Annotated in this window: 12 protein-coding genes; all 12 read left to right on the forward strand. The window is 51.1% G+C overall.

Translation table 11 applies throughout. The features are described from left to right. Positions 1-256: 256 nt before the first annotated feature. The 12 genes from AC3ARB_RS04170 (at position 257) to AC3ARB_RS04225 (ending at position 16,270) form a co-directional block, all read left to right on the forward strand. Complete coding sequence (locus AC3ARB_RS04170; protein WP_488321299.1) at positions 257-1,369, forward strand: LPXTG cell wall anchor domain-containing protein; 1,113 nt, start codon at positions 257-259, stop codon at positions 1,367-1,369. A gap of 221 nt (positions 1,370-1,590) precedes the next feature. Continuing rightward, a complete protein-coding gene (locus AC3ARB_RS04175; RefSeq protein WP_488321300.1) occupies positions 1,591-7,077 on the forward strand; it encodes a G5 domain-containing protein in 5,487 nt (1,828 codons plus the stop codon). A 181-nt stretch (positions 7,078-7,258) separates the two neighbouring features. After that, positions 7,259-7,993, forward strand: coding sequence for a TSUP family transporter (locus AC3ARB_RS04180; protein ID WP_488321301.1), 735 nt, complete (start codon positions 7,259-7,261; stop codon positions 7,991-7,993). Continuing rightward, a complete protein-coding gene (locus AC3ARB_RS04185) occupies positions 7,993-8,265 on the forward strand; it encodes a DUF1294 domain-containing protein (protein ID WP_488321302.1) in 273 nt (90 codons plus the stop codon). The genes AC3ARB_RS04180 and AC3ARB_RS04185 overlap by 1 nt, the downstream gene beginning before the upstream one ends. 56 nt (positions 8,266-8,321) lie before the next feature. After that, complete coding sequence (locus AC3ARB_RS04190; protein WP_488321303.1) at positions 8,322-8,816, forward strand: GAF domain-containing protein; 495 nt, start codon at positions 8,322-8,324, stop codon at positions 8,814-8,816. Beyond that, positions 8,816-10,486 carry a DNA polymerase III subunit gamma/tau gene (gene dnaX / locus AC3ARB_RS04195; protein WP_488321304.1) on the forward strand — a complete coding sequence of 557 codons (1,671 nt, stop codon included), beginning with the start codon at positions 8,816-8,818 and terminating at the stop codon, positions 10,484-10,486. Before AC3ARB_RS04190 ends, dnaX begins: the two co-directional genes overlap by 1 nt. A 75-nt stretch (positions 10,487-10,561) precedes the next feature. Continuing rightward, complete coding sequence (gene cdaA, locus AC3ARB_RS04200) at positions 10,562-11,401, forward strand: diadenylate cyclase CdaA (RefSeq protein ID WP_488321305.1); 840 nt, start codon at positions 10,562-10,564, stop codon at positions 11,399-11,401. Position 11,402: 1 nt separating this feature from the next. After that, positions 11,403-12,365 carry a CdaR family protein gene (locus AC3ARB_RS04205; protein WP_488321306.1) on the forward strand — a complete coding sequence of 321 codons (963 nt, stop codon included), beginning with the start codon at positions 11,403-11,405 and terminating at the stop codon, positions 12,363-12,365. Between the two features lie 60 nt (positions 12,366-12,425). After that, positions 12,426-13,775 (forward strand): phosphoglucosamine mutase, encoded by a 1,350-nt coding sequence (gene glmM / locus AC3ARB_RS04210; protein WP_488321307.1) that lies wholly within the window; start codon positions 12,426-12,428, stop codon positions 13,773-13,775. 267 nt (positions 13,776-14,042) lie between these two features. Further along, positions 14,043-14,525 (forward strand): hypothetical protein, encoded by a 483-nt coding sequence (locus tag AC3ARB_RS04215; RefSeq protein WP_488321308.1) that lies wholly within the window; start codon positions 14,043-14,045, stop codon positions 14,523-14,525. Between the two features lie 262 nt (positions 14,526-14,787). After that, positions 14,788-15,678: an NAD glycohydrolase toxin immunity factor gene (ifs, locus tag AC3ARB_RS04220; protein ID WP_488321309.1), complete on the forward strand. Its 891-nt coding sequence runs from the start codon at positions 14,788-14,790 to the stop codon at positions 15,676-15,678. 238 nt (positions 15,679-15,916) lie between these two features. After that, positions 15,917-16,270 carry a DUF2200 domain-containing protein gene (locus AC3ARB_RS04225; RefSeq protein ID WP_488321310.1) on the forward strand — a complete coding sequence of 118 codons (354 nt, stop codon included), beginning with the start codon at positions 15,917-15,919 and terminating at the stop codon, positions 16,268-16,270. Positions 16,271-16,374: the final 104 nt, after the last annotated feature.

A 16,374-nucleotide genomic window follows, 5' to 3' on the forward strand; every position in this document is an offset into this window, starting at 1 on the left:
GCTCTAGCTCGTTGTTGTGGGCAGGTTTTTAAGGTGTTTGTCAGCTGGTGTCGGGGAAATGTTTTTCAAAAACTTTACATTTTATTTCAGAAATCACTTTCTTGCCCAAAATCGCAGTAAATACTTGACAAATTCGGGGGGGGGGGTATCCTATCAACATAGGGAGCCTGGCTTGGTTCTGACCTTGTCCTAGCAGGCCCCTAAGCTATTAAAGAAAGGATCCGCCAGAGCCAGTGGCGGGTTAAGGTAGTTACTTATGGCAAAGAAAATGACTAAAGTCGGTCTGTCCCTGGCCTGTGTGGCAGCTCTTGGAGCTGCACAGCTTGCACCGGTTGCGGTGCCTGTTTTTGGGTACACCTCGGTCAAAGCTGAAAGTCCTACCGAAGAAATTGTAGCCGTGGTTATTAGAGGTGTTGACGCCAATAGCGAACTATTATCTGGGCCAAGTCAAACACTCCATCCTAAATCAGACAACTACACTGTAGTGGCTGAAGATATCGAAGGGTATACTCCTGTAAGCTATCTTGTTTTAGCTCAAAGTTTCCTGTGGGAGACTAGAGGCAATGGAGGCGAAGCTTCTTTTAGTCATCAGGATGCTTTCTCCAGAGGAGAGACTCTGGTTGACGTAATATTCACTTACGTCAAAAACGAATCACAACCCAAATCACCCGAAGCAGTCCCAACCCCACCGTCAACTGATAACCAACCAGGCCAGCCGACTTCACCAACCCCACCGTCACCAGACGAGCAACCAGGCCAGCCAACCCCACCTGCCCCACCGTCAGCTGACGAGCAACCAGGTCAGCCAACCCCGCCTGCTCCACCGTCACCAGACGAGCAACCAGGTCAGCCTACCCCGCCCGCCCCACCGTCACCAGACGAGCAACCAGGCCAGCCAACCCCACCCGCTCCACCGTCACCAGACGAGCAACCAGGTCAGCCAACCCCGCCTGCCCCACCGTCACCAGACGAGCAACCAGGTCAGCCCACTCCGCCTAGCCCACCGTCATCAGACGAGCAACCAGGTCAGCCCACTCCGCCTGCTCCACCGTCAGCTGATGAGCAACCAGGTCAGCCAACCCCGACTACCCCACCGTCAGCTGACGAGAAACCAGGCCAGCTGACTTCACCGACCCCAGCTCCTAAAACAGACGGGGCAGAGGCAGGTAAGGAAGCGGCCAAGCCTAGCACCAACCCAACAAGTGCCCAAGCTCTTCCAGCGACCCAACAGTCGGCAAAAGCTACTGGCTCAAGTTCCAAAACCCTGCCAAACACTGGTGATGTGACCGTAGAACCCCTAGCTCTGGCAGGTTTAGGCCTCTTCTTGGCCAGTCTGGGTCTTCGACATCTGAAAAAAGAGCTAGACTAAAGCAACTCCCCTCTACTGGAGTGAGGCTTAGTTATCAGTCTCCTAGTGAAAAGGCGTTCTGATTGGCCTTCCCTTTGTATGATTGGCCTGTCCACCAGTGGTGGGCAGGTTTTTTTACTGTTTTGACCTATTAAAAATTGACATTTTAATCTAAAAAGGTTAAAATAAAAATGTATGCGTTTACTTTTTAGTCTGATGATTACTTAAATGGAGAATAGCCTATGCCTCAACACAAGCCAAGATTTTTTGACCAGCAAAAACGTTATGCCATCCGAACATTAGCGGTGGGAACAGGTTCGGTCTTGATTGGGTCTTTTTTATTGGGGGGCCAGACGGTTTGGGCTGATGATGTGACCAGCCCTGACGCCTCGCTACTTCCAAGTGCTCAAGAGTTACCCAAGGACCATACGCAAGAAACTGCACCTGTGCTTGCCGAAGACCTTGCACAACCTCTTCCGACAGAGGCGGCTTTGCCTCTTGTGTCTGCCTCACCAGCGGTCATGGCTTCGGAGACGACCGCCCCAGTTTCAGAGAACCTGATTCAGCACAAGCAGGCTGTGACCAGTTCTGGCGTGGATTTGGAGGATTTGGAGCGGTTTTCTCACGACTACGCCTTTGACGGCAATCCTGAAACCCGCTATGCTGCCCCAAAGATGAAGGAGAACGGCAGCTCGATCACCGACCCGCAAACCCCTCAGTGGCTCCAGCTTGATTTGGGGCAAAAGACCATGCTGACGGGCGGCGGCGTGGATTTCTATCGCCTGGTTTACTCGCCCGACTATGAGATTTTGACGGCAGCTCAGCCCGACGCGGCTGACACAGATTGGCGGCAGGTGCTTCATCGGACAGCTTTGGTGGACAATGGCAGAGCTGACCAGTCCGATAACTTCACCCTAACCACTCCCCAGGAGTTAGACCGCCATGTTCGGATTCGTTTCAACAGGGTCAATGCAGGAGCGGGCGGCTATGCTGTTTCGGTCAAGGACATCCGCTTGCAGGGCTACTTGCTGGCTAACCAGTCTCAACCAGCACCAACTGCCCCAGCGACGACAGACCTGACCAACATGGCCCTCAACCGACCAGCGACCGCTTCGGGTGTAGAAGCAGGCACAAACACCGCACCTAGCCATGCCTTTGATGGCAGTAGCGATAGCCGCTGGGCGGGCCTGCCCATGAAAACCAGCACCAGCCCTGACGAGACCCAAACCCCACAATGGTTGCAAGTTGATTTGGGAGCCGCTGGTCAGGTTAAGCAGATTGAAGTGGATTTTTACCGCAAGGTTTATGCCACAGACTACACCATCTTGACGTCCGCCACCGGCCAGGAGGGGTCTTGGCAGGAGGTGGCCCGTTCAAGACAACTGACGGCCGATGCTCAGGCGACTGATTTGACCGACCGCCTCACTTTTGACCAGCCTGTGGCAGTTAACCGCTACCTCCGCTTTACCTTTAACCGCATCAATCACCATGCCGGTGGCAATTCTGTCTCCGTCAAAGACGTTCGGGTGCTCGGCCATTTATCCAAAGAAGTGGCAGTCCCAGCCGACCCTGTCGCTAAAATCACCGCAGCCAAGCTTGAAATCGTCGGCGACCGTGTGCTTGTGACCAATGCCCCAGAAGATGACCAGTACACCTATGAGGTCATCGGCTCGGCCAATGAATATGTGGTGGACAACCAGGGTAATCTGGCCAGCTACCGCCTCAATGACCTGGATGTGGTCATGGTGGTGGCGGCCAGACGCAAGGACAATCAGGAGTTGGTTGCAGCCTCTAAGGTTAACAAGACAATCCATGTGCCAGCCAGCCACCGAGAAAGGGTCCAAGGCACCAATACCAAGCCTCTCCTGGCCTTGGAAATCCAGGAATTTCTACCTGATCAAGGTGTGTTGGAGCTGACCCCATCAGCTACGGTGCATATGGCGGCTGACCAGGACAAGCAGTTGGCCCTCTTTAACAAGGACTTGCAGGGCCTTTTGGGTTACCAGTTGCAGACCGCCCCAGCCGACCAAGCCACCATTAGTTTCAAACTGACCGATGATTATGACCTCAAGGATGAGGGCTACCTGATGCGGGTTGGGGACAAGGTGGAAGTCTTTGCCAAGGAGGCCAAGGCCTTCAACTACGCAGCCGTGACCATCGCTCAGATGTTGCAGGCTCAAGGTCACCTGACCAAGGGTGTTTACCGAGACTACCCTAATTATGCCATTCGGGGCATGCTTTTGGACGTGGCTCGGATTCCCATGCGGCAGGACTTCTTGGAGGAGGTGTCCCATCTCTTCCGCTGGTACAAGCTCAATGAGCTCCACCTTCATGTCAACGACAACCAGTGGCCAGACGGTCCTCGAGGCAGTGTCGAGCCTTGGTCTAAGACTGAGGCAGCCCACCGTCTGGAATCAACGGTCTTCCCTGGGCTCAATAAGCTGGACTTCAAGCATGACCGATACGAGGGCGAGTATGATTTCTACCGTCAGGTCTATGGTAACCCTGCCTATTCGCTGGAGGACTTCAAGACATTTCAAGCGGATAACACCGCAGCTGGTATCAATACCCTGGTGGAAATTGACACGCCAGGTCACTCAGCAGTTTACTCGCTTTATGCCTTGAAAAATCCTGACAAGGTTGATTACCTGGGCAAGCCCATTCATCACCCAAGCGACCTAGAAGCGCTAGCCATTAACCCTGAAGCCTACCCAGAAGAAACGGCTCGTGCCAAACGTTTTGTTAGAGAGTTGCTCAAGGGCTACTTGGATACTGGGGTCTTCACCTACGACCAAATCCATCTGGGTGTGGACGAATACTGGCAGAAAAACGGCAACCTGGAGGCCTTTAGAACCTACCTCAATGAGCTCAATGACCTGGCCAAGGAGCACGGCAAGACCCTGAGAACCTGGGGTGCCCTGTCCATGTTCCCAGGCAAGACGCCAGTCTCCAAGGACATCATTTTTGATGAGTGGGCTCAGTACGAGTCGGTGACGGTTGATCGCATCAACGAGGGCTTCAAGGTGGTCAATGTGCCCCAGCCTTTTACCTATGTGACCCCAGGCCGCAACCACAAGGACATCATCAATGAGCAGTATGTTTTTGACCACTGGAAACCTTACATTTTCAACCTGGATGTAGCAGCTGATAAGCGTCAGGCTCTGGATGGTGAACCGCTCTTGCTGGGTGCTAAGGGGGCCATGTGGGGGGATGAGCATTATGAGGGGATTGAGGAGAGTGACCTCTATTACCGCTTGGAAAAATCCCTGGCCATGATTGGCTTTAAGACCTGGAATGACAAGTCCCAGCGGACCTATCTGGACTACCAAAAGGCCTTTGAAGCGACCAGATTGCGGAATAACTACCTGCCGTATGAGACCAAGTCGTCCCTGGTCCTTAACCTTGACGCTGCCTATGCCAGCGACAAACAACTTCCTGACTTATCTGCCAATGGCCTGACGATTCGGTCCGAGGGGCGGACGGAAGTGGTTGATTTGGACGGGGACAAGTGGTTCAAGTTTGATGGCACCAACCACCTAGAGACGGAACTGGAGACCCTGGGTCTGCCTTACACTCTCGAATTGACCTTCAAACCGACCAATGTGGACAAGGGGAGCTTGCTCTCTTCAGAAGACGGGGCCCTCTTCCTCAATGGCAAGGGGCGTAACCAGGCTGGCGACGTTCTTGAAGGCTTCGGCCTCAACCGCTATTTCTATTCCCAATATCTAGCTCCGAAATTGGAAGTCGGTAAGGATTACAAGTTGACCTTGACAGGCACTCGGGAAGTGCTCAATGTCTACCTCAACGATGAGCGGGTGGCTTCCCTGACCCATGTGGAAGGCTCTAATTTGGGTACTCGGGGGAATTTCAGAACCTCCTTCAACCTGCCGATTAAGACCATCGGCAAGGGCTTTGAAGGCTACATCAAGGACCTCAAGGTCTATAATAGAACGCAGGAAGCTGCTGAAATCGGCAAGGAAAACCTGGAACGGATCAATATCGCCCTCCACAAGCCAGTCTATGATTACCGCCACCAGTCGGATTTTTGGAACCAGCACATCAAGCCCTACCATAAGGGTCGCTTGACGGATGGTGATGTGGATGGAGCCGAGGGCCGCTGGAACTCCTCCAACCATGACCGGGATTACTTCATTGTTGACCTGGAAAAAACGCAGGATTTCAACGCGGTTCAGGTCGTCTTTGACCAGGCTCGACCAGCGACAGCCTTTAAGGTTCTGATTTCAGATGACCTGGTGACTTTTAGGGAGGTTAAGGCTGTGGCGGACAATAGCAGAGCAGATGTCACACTTGATTTGGGGGCGGTCAAGGCCCGCTATGTCAAGTTTGAATCCGTCGCTAGAAAGCAGGGCACCAATGAGGTGGCTGTCAAAGAGTTCAGGGTGTATCAAACTCAGGCAGTTGATAAATCGCTCCTCGCTCAGCAATTTGCCAAAAAAGCAGTGACCCCAGAACAAGAGGACTGGCTGACCATCAGGAGCGTGCTGGCCAACAAGTTTGCGACGGCCCAGGAGGTCGCAAAGGCCCTGTCTCTTGTGGGGCGTTTGGCAGACCAGGGCAGTTCAAAACCTGCTAGCGAGACGACTAAGGAGCCTCAGCCAGACCCAGTCCTGCGTAAGGAAGTCGTCCCCCTGAACGTCGCTCCCGAGCAGATTCTTGATGCTAACCTTGATGCTGGTGAGGTGCTCACGCTTCGTGAGGGCCGTCCAGGTCGCTTGGTCAAGGTTTATGCGGATACCCTTATTGATGGCCAGACCTTATCGAAGCTGGTTGAAATTGAGGAGCTTGTTCTGCCAACCAGCAAGATTGTCCGTGTCGGTACTCGGCCTGTTGCCACCAAGACCACTCGTTCAGTGGTTGAACCGCTTGATTTTCTGGTTGAACGGATTCCTGTTGCCCATCTGGAAGTCGGTCGCGAAGTGGTGGTGCGTGAGGGAGTTGCTGGGCGTTTGACCAAGGTTTATGAAGACCAGACGACAGCTGGCCAGACAACTAGCCGCTTGATTGAGCTCAAAGACCGAGTAGAACCTATCAGCAGGTTGCTATTGGTGGGAACTGCTCCTAAACTCATCACCCAAACCAGCAAGCGTGAGGTGGTGACTGATTGGCCAATTGAGCTAGAACGGGTTGAGACAGCAAGTTTGCCGCTTGGCCAAGAGCAGGTTTTGCGTCAGGGTCGAGCTGGACGGATAGTGACCGTTTACGAAGACACCTACACCAATGGCAGCAAGACCAGCGAACGAGTTTTGGAAATCAAAAATTTGGTAAGTCCTGTTAAGACCTTGGTTCTGGTCGGCACCCGTCCAATAGTGACCAGCCACACCCAACGGCGTGAAGTGGTTGAGACTCTCCCGATGACAGTAGAGCGTGTGGCGACCACAGCACTAAAACCTGGAGAAGAAAGAATTCTACGTCCAGGTCGGGCTGGTCAGGTGATTAAGGTCTATGAAGACACTTATACTAATGGCATAAAAACGGGTGAACGGGTCTTGGCTGTGACCTCTGTGGTAACTCCGATTAGGCAGTTGATTTTAGTGGGCAGTTTGCCTGCTGAGCCAGCAAGACAAGCCTTACCTAGCCCGTCCCCAGCTCAGCCTAGCCGAGTTGTAGAGAGTAAGTCCAAGCTGGATTTAGCAGCTACACCCTTGGCCATGAGTGGAGCAGGACTACTGGCTACACTTGGGGTCGCTGGTCTGAACAAAGAGGAGTAACCTAGTCTTTCCTAGTGTCCAATGACCCAAGTTTCCCTGATGGACAAAGTTGATGAGATGATTTACAATAGAGAGGCAAGACTGAATAGGTCTTGTCTCTTTGTCTAAAAGCATAGTCCATCTCAGGTGATGGCTTTTTGGGGTCGAAAACCATGAAAAACAACTAATCGAAGGAGCAATGATGACTTATTTTTATTTTGCCTTGGCTGCCCTTTTGGGTGGCTTGGTTCAGGGCGTGACGGGCTTTGGGGCTGGTGTCATCAGCATGCTGGTTCTGCCCTACCTCTTGCCCCTGCCTGAGGCGGCTGCGGTGTCTGGTGCGGTGGCCATTTGGATTTGTGGACTAGTTGCTCACAAGCAGCGCCAGCACATTGTTTGGGGTAATATTGCCGTGACCTTGGTAGCCTATTTGGCGGCCAGCACCACGGCTATTCGGATTGCCCCTTTACTTGATACGGTCAGTCTCAAACTGGCTTTCGGGGTTTTCTTGCTGGCTTTGGCAGCCTACTTTCTCTTGGTCAAGGATGGTTTGACCATCAGGCCCAATCTGGCGACCAAGCTGGTGGTGGGGTTCTTGTCTGGCCTGTCTGACGGCTTCTTTGGCATTGGTGGCCCCCTCATGGTCTTGCTCTACCTGGCCATGTCCAAGAGCAGGGAGGAGTACCAGGGAACCTTACAGATGACTTTTTTCTTGGTCAGTTTGGTTAATTTAGCCCTACGTTTGCAGAAAGGCATTTTGGAGGCCAATCACCTCCCCTACATCCTGCTTGGTCTTTTAACCATGACCCTTGGCCTGCAAGTGGCCCATCGCCTCAATGATCGCCTCAACCCGACGATTCTCCGTCAGGCCACCTATGCTCTGATTGGGTTTTCGGGCTTGACCACCATCCTGACCACCATCCTGGGAGGTGGCTGATGGACTGGCGGCTTTTTCTAACCCTGGCCTTGCTGGTTTGGAACCTCCTGGTTGCCTGCCTCTATGCCTGGGACAAGCGGCAGGCGGTCAAAGGAGCCTGGAGGGTGCCTGAAGCCCGTTTGCTCCTGACAGCCCTCTGTTTTGGCGGTTTGGGGGCAATGGTGGCCAGTCACCAGATTCGCCATAAGACCAAGAAATGGTACTTTCATCTCGCTTGGTGGCTGGGACTAGCGGTGCTGGCCATCAGCCTCTACCTGATTTGGTTAACCTAAGATTGTCCCAAGTGGGCAATCTTTTTCTTTTCTGTTATAATAAGAGTATGGAAAAAATGACTAAACAAGATAAAATTGACGCTTACAAACTCCTCTTGGCCCAGACTGAGGCCCTCTTTGCCAAGGAGACCAATGCCTTGGCTAACCTGTCCAATGCTTCGGCTCTAATTAACCAGACCCTGCCTAATTCGGTCTTTGCAGGTTTTTACCTCTTTGACGGCCAGGAATTGATTCTTGGACCTTTCCAGGGCAAGGTGTCCTGTGTCCACATCGCCCTGGGCAAGGGGGTCTGTGGGGAATCGGCCGAGAAGCGCCAAACCTTGATTGTGCCAAATGTCAAGGAGCATGATAATTACATTGCCTGTGATTCGGCAGCCATGTCTGAAATCGTGGTACCTATGGTCAAGGATGGTAAGTTGATTGGTGTGCTGGACTTGGACAGCCACTTAATCGGTGACTACGATGAGGTCGATCAGGAGTACCTAGAAGCTTTTGTCGCTTCTCTCTTGTCCAAAACAACCTTCAACTTTAGCATGTTCGGAGAAAACTAATGTACCAAGCTCTTTACCGCAAGTACCGCAGCCAGACCTTTGGGGAGATGGTGGGCCAGGAGGTCATCGCCAAGACCCTCAAGCAGGCGGTGGCGACGGGGAAAATCAGCCACGCCTACCTCTTTTCTGGTCCTCGGGGGACGGGGAAGACTTCGGCGGCCAAAATCTTCGCCAAGGCCATGAACTGCCCCAATCAGGTGGACGGCGAGCCTTGTAACAGTTGCGACCTCTGTGTAGACATCACCCGTGGGGCCCTGGAGGACGTGATTGAGATTGACGCGGCCTCCAACAACGGGGTGGATGAGATTCGGGACATCCGCGACAAGTCCACCTACGCTCCCAGTCGGGCCAGCTACAAGGTTTACATCATCGACGAGGTTCACATGCTCTCGACGGGGGCCTTCAACGCCCTGCTCAAGACCCTGGAGGAGCCGACCGAGCAGGTGGTTTTCATCTTGGCGACGACCGAGCTCCACAAGATTCCAGCCACCATCCTGTCCCGGGTTCAACGCTTTGCCTTTAAGAGCATCCAGCAGACCGACATCCATCAGCACCTGGCAGCCGTTCTGACCCAGGAAGGTCTGACCTACGAGGACCAGGCCCTGGCTCTGATTGCCAACCGGGCCGAGGGTGGCATGCGGGATGCCCTCTCCATTCTGGACCAGGCCCTGAGCCTGTCTGGTCCCGATGGCGTGACGGCAGCGGTGGTGGAGGAGATTACGGGTTCCATCGCCCTCTCTGCCCTGTCGCTTTATTTTGGGGCAATAGCCGAGCAGGACAGCTTGTCTGCTCTAGCTCACCTGCAAACGATTTTTGACAGCGGCAAGTCCATGAGCCGCTTTGCGACTGACCTGCTCAACTACCTGAGAGACCTGCTCATCGCTAAAAACGGTGGTCATGTAGCTTATGTGTCAGCAGATTTTGCCCAGCAATTGGAGACTGACCAAGACAGGCTCTTTGCCATGATTGAGGTGGTGACCAAGAGCCTGCCAGACATCAAGACAGGGACCCAGCCAAAAATCTATGCGGAGATGATGACCATCAAGTTGGCCCAGTCGGGGAAAGCGGTGGGTCTGCCAGCGGATCTGGCTGACCAGCTGCTTAGTCTCCAAAACCAGGTGACGGAGCTCAAAAACCTGCTCAAGGAGGTGCAAAACCGCCCTGCCAGCTCTGCTATTTCCCAAAAAACAAGTTCAAACAAGCCTACGGCCCCAGCCTACAAGCTGGACAAGGGCAAAATCATGGCCATCATGGCAGAGACCGTCCAGGAGGCCCAGCAGTCACGGGCCTATCTGGAGGCCTTAAAAGGAGCCTGGAATGAGATTTTAGACAGCATCTCGGCCCAGGACCGGGCCCTGCTCTTGGGGTCTGAGCCAGTTTTGGCCAACGCAGAGAATGCCATTCTGGCTTTTGACACCGCCTTTAGTGCCCAACAGGCCATGAAGCGGGCCGACCTCAACACCATTTTTGGCAACATCATGAGCCAGGCGGCGGGTTTTTCGCCCAACATCATGGCCGTGGCCAAGGAGGATTTCCAGGCCATTCGGGCAGAATTTGCCAGAAAACGCAAAGGAGACCAGCCAGCTCAGGAGGAACCTGAGCAGCAGGAGCTGGACATTCCAGATGGTTTCCAGTTCTTAGCCGACAAGATTGAAGTGGTTGAAGACTGAGGCCCTGTCCCCTACTTTTTAGGCAGGCCTGTGCTATAATAGAAACAAATAACTGATAGAAAGTGAGGAAATCAGGTGATTGAACGAGAGTTATTAGAGAGCCTGGTTGCTAGTCCTTGGGACATTCTAGTGAACCTGCTAGACCTTTTTCTAGTTGCCACTCTGATTTACCGTTTTATCAAGGCCTTGGCAGGAACCAAAATCATGTCCTTGGTGCAGGGAGTTGGCCTTTTTATCCTCTTGCGTTTCGTGGCAGAGTGGCTACGCTTGACCACCATTACCTACCTGATGAACCAGGTGATTACCTATGGGGTTATTGCAAGCGTTGTGATTTTTGCTCCTGAAATTCGATCCTTTTTGGAAAAATTCGGTCGCTCACCTCAACAGTTAATCAAACAGCAGTTTGTCAGCCATGAGGAGCAGTTGGTGACAGCCTTACTGACAGCGGTCAAATACATGTCGCCGCGTCGGATTGGTGCCTTGATTGCCATCGAGCAAACCCAGACCTTACAAGCCTATATCGCTTCAGGAATCGCCTTGGACGCGGACGTCTCCAGTCAACTTCTTATCAACATTTTCATTCCCAATACGCCTTTACATGACGGTGCTGTCATCATCAAGGGGAACAAGCTGGCTTCTGCTTCGAGCTACCTTCCCTTGTCTGAATCCCAGTATATCGCCAAGGAATTTGGGACGAGGCACAGGGCTGCAATCGGTCTGTCAGAGGTGTCTGATGCCATCACCTTGATTGTGTCTGAGGAAACAGGTGGCATTTCTCTGGCCTACAAGGATGTTTTCAACCATGACTTGTCTGTCGAGGAGTTGGAAACCCTCTTGAAGCGATTGTTGATTCCTGTTCAAGAGCCGTCTGGTCTTTTGAACAAGTGGTCAAACCTGCTGAAGGGAGGGCGTTGATATGCTTAAAAAAGAACACTTGAAGCGGCTAGGTTTAGGGGTGGTGTCCCTCCTCTTTGCTCTGCTATTGTTCCTAACAGCCAAGACGACGGCTTACAACAGTGCGGGAGTTAGGGTCAATCGCTTGACCGAAACCTATGCCCATACCTTGGAGAATGTGCCGATTGATATTAAATACAACAGTGAGGAGTATTTTATCAGCGGGTATTCTTATGAGGTGGCGGTTTATCTGACGTCTACCAATCGGGTCAAGTTGGACTCGGAGATCAATCCTGACACGAGAAGCCTCAAGGTTGTGGCAGACCTGTCCAATCTCCCTGAAGGGACGACCAAGGTGACCTTGGAGGTTAAGGATTTGCCCAGCGATGTGACCGCAGAAGTGAGGCCAGCGACCATGACAGTGACCTTGGGTCGTCGTCAAACCAAGACCTTCACTCCTGAATTGGTCTTGGAGGACAGCCAAATCGCTACGGGTTATGAACTGGTGTCAGCTGAACTGGATTTGGAGGCTGTTGAGGTGACCAGTGATGAGACCACCATGAGCCAAGTGGATCGTTTGGTGGCCAAGTTGCCAGAAGACAAGGTTTTATCAGGTAAGGAGGTGACAGAAGCTGTTTACCTGCAAGCCGTGACGGAAAACGGGACCATTTTGCCAGTCATTACCTCACCTGCTAAGGCAGAAGTGACGGCCAAGTTGAAAAAATTGACCAAGACGGTGCCAATTGTGGTTGACTTGGTTGGTGAACTGGATAGTAGCCTGTCAAATATCCATTACGAATTGGGGCTGAGTGAGGTGATTATCTCAGGAAGCCAGGAAGCCTTGGATGCGACTGATCAGGTTGTGATTAAGATTGACATGACTAACATCAAGAAAGATACTCGGAAAACGGTCACCTTATCAGCGGATAAGGTTAGCCTGACTCCAGAAGTGGTGGATGTGAAATTGACGGTGACCAAGAAATAGTCGCGGTCCAAATAAATTAAAAAAATAGAAAGTGAGTGGCGGATTTCCGCCAGTAAAAACATGGGAAAATATTTTGGAACGGACGGTGTCCGTGGAGAAGCAAACGTTGAATTGACGCCTGAATTGGCCTTTAAGTTGGGCCGTTTCGGTGGCTACGTCCTCAGCCAGCACGAAGTGGGTACGCCCAAGGTCTTTGTGGCCCGCGACACCCGCATCTCTGGCCAGATGTTGGAGGCTGCCCTGGTGGCCGGTCTCCTCTCAGTCGGTATCGAGGTTTACCAGCTTGGGGTGCTTGCCACGCCAGGTGTTTCCTATCTGGTTCGGACGGAAAAAGCTAGCGCTGGTGTCATGATTTCAGCCAGTCATAACCCTGCCCAGGACAACGGCATCAAGTTCTTCGGTTCAGACGGCTTCAAGTTGGCGGATGAGACCGAACTTGAAATCGAAGCTCTTTTGGACGCGCCAAACGATGACCTGCCAAGACCATCAGCTGCTGGTTTGGGTAAATTAGTAGCCTATCCAGAGGGCTTGCGTAAGTATGAGAAATTCTTGGTCTCAACTGGTCTGCCCCTCAACGGGCTCAAGGTGGCTCTGGATGCAGCCCACGGGGCAGCCTACTCATCAGCCCGTTCCATTTTCTTGGACTTGGGTGCTGAGATTACCGTTATCGGTGACCAGCCAGATGGCCTCAACATCAACGACGGTATCGGGTCAACCCACCCAGAAAAACTGCAAGAGACCGTCCTTGCTTCTGGCTCTGCTATTGGCCTTGCCTTTGACGGCGATAGCGACCGCCTGATTGCGGTAGATGAGCGTGGGGAAATCGTCGATGGCGACAAGATCATGTACATCGTCGGCAAGTACCTGGCCGACAAGGGGCTTTTGGCCAAGAACACCATCGTGACCACTGTCATGAGTAACCTGGGTTTCCACAAGGCTCTGGAGCGTGAGGGCATTGACAAGGCTGTAACGGCTGTTGGTGACCGCTATGTGGTTGAGGAAATGCGGGCTGGCGGCTACAACCTGGGCGGTGAGCAGTCTGGTCACGTGATTATCATGGACTACAACACCACCGGTGACGGCCAATTGACCGCCATCCAGTTGACCAAAATCATGGCTGAGACAGGCAAGACCCTGTCAGAATTGGCCAGCGAAGTGGATATCTTCCCGCAGAAATTGGTCAACATTCGTGTGGAAAACAGCATGAAGGACAAGGCCATGGAAGTGCCTGCCATTGCAGAAATCATCGGTAAGATGGAAGCCGAGATGGCTGGCAACGGCCGTATCCTGGTTCGTCCAAGTGGAACAGAGCCGCTCTTGCGGGTCATGGCAGAGGCGCCGACCGATGAGCTGGTGGACTACTATGTGGACACTATTGCTGACGTGGTTCGGGCTGAGATTGGCATTTAAGACCATTGACAGAGAAAAAAGGTTGGAGATTATTCAACCTTTTTGTGATGATTGGGGTAAAAAAGCAGGTGTGTTGTGGTTAGGCTAGCAGTTTCCTAGTAAATCCATTGAGGAGCTATGAGATTATTGAAGCTTTTGAATCTGAGGATGATAGATAGGACTAAAACTGTGACACAATTAGGAGATAAAGGGACTAGTTCCTTATAGGGATGAGGATCGTTCTGACTTTCTATACGGAGTAGTGTTATCGTTATAAGGGAGAAGATGATGAGCAAGAAACAACCTCCGGTAACACCGGAAGAGTACCAACAGATTAGAGTTGAATCTCGGATAGCGGCCACATTATTTGTCATATTTATGATATTTTTTGGAGTAACGAGCCGTCACTTGGCGTCTATAGGGGCTCGTTACCATAGTTTTATGTCTTTAGGAACGACAATTGGCCTTGGTGTTGGTATGAGAGTTTTCATTCCAGTTTTTCATCGAAAGGCCTATCTTGACCTTGATTATCCAACATTGAAAAAGACGGTGCCTAAAGGTGGTCGGCCGTCAACGGACTTTTTGATCAAGCAGGTATTGACCTATCTGGCTGTCTTTATGCTCTTATCAAGTTTGGCGGTCAAGGCCTTGAATGATGTTCGACCTGAAATAGATCTAAGCGAATGGCAAAAATATAGGGAGTTGGAACAGAAAGAACAAGAGTCAAGGGATAGCTTGCCTAGTATTGATTTTCCGCCATCAGAAGAATAGAGGAATAGGAGAAAAGCAATGGAATCTGCTGCAGATCAGGCACTGAGACGGAGTATTTACTCTTTAGAAAGAAAGCGTGAGAAGTACAGAAGAGTCAGTCAGTCAATTTCAGCTAATCAATTGAACTATAAGAGGGGGGAGCAGCAGCCGTTAACCGACAAGGTTATTTTGAAATTACAAATCCAACAGTTATCGTATCTGGAACGTCCAATCGAATTCAGGTACCTGGTATCCTTAAAATTACGAAATGGAGCGATTAAGAATGAAAGACTATCCAATTGCTAGTCCAGATGATTACAAATATTATATCAAGCATTATAGAGAAGCCATGGCAGAGGGAAGAGAAGAAAATCTATTTTTGGGTATAGACCCTAAAGATAGAGTTCTACAGCGAACTTCTCAGGAAGTAGACAAAACCGATTTATGGACCTTAATTAAGTTCTGTTTGTTTCCCTTGTATGTCGAAGGGGATAGGGATATCGCCCGTCGGACCGAAGAGATCTTAAAGGGCTTTGCGAAGAGTACCGATTTGTTAAAGCTGGACCGGGTATGTGACTATATTTTTATTGAACACCGATCATTATCTAAATATAAATCTGTCCCCTTTTGGATTGATATCAAGGCCTTAGTTCCCCTGATACTGGATAGTGTTGACCAACTGACGGAAGCACAAAAAGAAGATGAGTTGTTTGATGGTGTTTCTGGTACTTTAAAGGTTGTACCAGAGTTTAGGGCATTTGACCAAGAGCGGGTTGATGCCATTGTTGAGGCGCATGAGGTTAGAAAAAGTCGTCGGAAACCCTTGAAACCAGCTTCTGAAGTTTATCCAGTTGTTTTAGATACCACCAGTATCGACGCTATCGGCATTGTGGATGGTCACTTGGAGCTACTTTTATTGGATAGTAACCATTGGTATTCATATACCGAACACGACCACCTGTTGAAACTTCAGGAGAAGATTAACAACTACATTCATTATCTTGAAAGCAAGCAGTATGTGGCTCAATATGGTGATCAGTTTGACAAGAAGGTCATTAACATCACTTTCAAGTATTCCCCATCTGATAATGGTTTGGCTTTCCTCGTTCAGGTTCAGAAGGCTTTACAGCACACAGATATGAGTTTGACAGTTGTTTTTCCAGATGAGGCATAGAGAAATGGATTTTTCCATTTTTCTTTCTATTCTCAGAGCTATCTTTTCGGAGGTAGAACATGGTATAATGAAGGTATAAAAAAGGTGGGGGCAGAAAGTTCGTTGCTCAAGGATATCCTTAGAGAAAGAGGTGTCATCGAGCAACTCAGATTTCTGGCCAATCAATTAGCTAAAGTTCACTCCTGTTGGAACGGGTGGTTTATACCCACAATGCTGAGTGAGGAAAAGGAGGACTGAGATGAACAAAACAAATGAACGGGTCTTTAAGATGAGCTTTGGTCGGGTCTATGAGGCCCTGATTGCCAAGGCAGAGCGAAAAGGTCGGACACGGGCAGAGGTGGACCAGGTGACCAGCTGGTTGACGGGCTATTCGCCAGCTAGTTTGGAGGATTTTAGGGAGAGTGACTTGACCTATGGGGACTTTTTTGACCAGGCACCCCAGCTCCATGACAATCGCCATTTGATTACAGGGAAAATTTGTGGCGTGCAGATTGAAACCATCGAGCACCCGACCATGAAGGCCATCCGTCAGCTGGACAAGTTGGTGGATGAGTTGGCCAAGGGGCGCCCCATGGAGAAGATTTTACGCTAAGACGACTGACCTCTGCTGGACAATCTGGCAGAGGGTTTGATTTTTGGTGGTAAAAGATAGCTGGCTGTGTTATACTAAAAGAAAACGTTTTAGGAGGTGTGAGA

This window comes from Streptococcus sp. ZY171113, assembly GCF_057748235.1.

What these genes read in the sequence shown, in the direction of transcription:
- glmM (WP_488321307.1), top strand. Translation starts at nt 12,426, where the DNA reads ATGGGAAAATATTTTGGAACGGACGGTGTCCGTGGAGAAGCAAACGTT.
- dnaX (WP_488321304.1), top strand. Translation starts at nt 8,816, where the DNA reads ATGTACCAAGCTCTTTACCGCAAGTACCGCAGCCAGACCTTTGGGGAG.
- AC3ARB_RS04185 (WP_488321302.1), top strand. Translation starts at nt 7,993, where the DNA reads ATGGACTGGCGGCTTTTTCTAACCCTGGCCTTGCTGGTTTGGAACCTC.
- ifs (WP_488321309.1), top strand. Translation starts at nt 14,788, where the DNA reads ATGAAAGACTATCCAATTGCTAGTCCAGATGATTACAAATATTATATC.
- AC3ARB_RS04205 (WP_488321306.1), top strand. Translation starts at nt 11,403, where the DNA reads ATGCTTAAAAAAGAACACTTGAAGCGGCTAGGTTTAGGGGTGGTGTCC.
- AC3ARB_RS04170 (WP_488321299.1), top strand. Translation starts at nt 257, where the DNA reads ATGGCAAAGAAAATGACTAAAGTCGGTCTGTCCCTGGCCTGTGTGGCA.
- AC3ARB_RS04180 (WP_488321301.1), top strand. Translation starts at nt 7,259, where the DNA reads ATGACTTATTTTTATTTTGCCTTGGCTGCCCTTTTGGGTGGCTTGGTT.
- AC3ARB_RS04215 (WP_488321308.1), top strand. Translation starts at nt 14,043, where the DNA reads ATGAGCAAGAAACAACCTCCGGTAACACCGGAAGAGTACCAACAGATT.
- AC3ARB_RS04190 (WP_488321303.1), top strand. Translation starts at nt 8,322, where the DNA reads ATGACTAAACAAGATAAAATTGACGCTTACAAACTCCTCTTGGCCCAG.
- AC3ARB_RS04225 (WP_488321310.1), top strand. Translation starts at nt 15,917, where the DNA reads ATGAACAAAACAAATGAACGGGTCTTTAAGATGAGCTTTGGTCGGGTC.
- AC3ARB_RS04175 (WP_488321300.1), top strand. Translation starts at nt 1,591, where the DNA reads ATGCCTCAACACAAGCCAAGATTTTTTGACCAGCAAAAACGTTATGCC.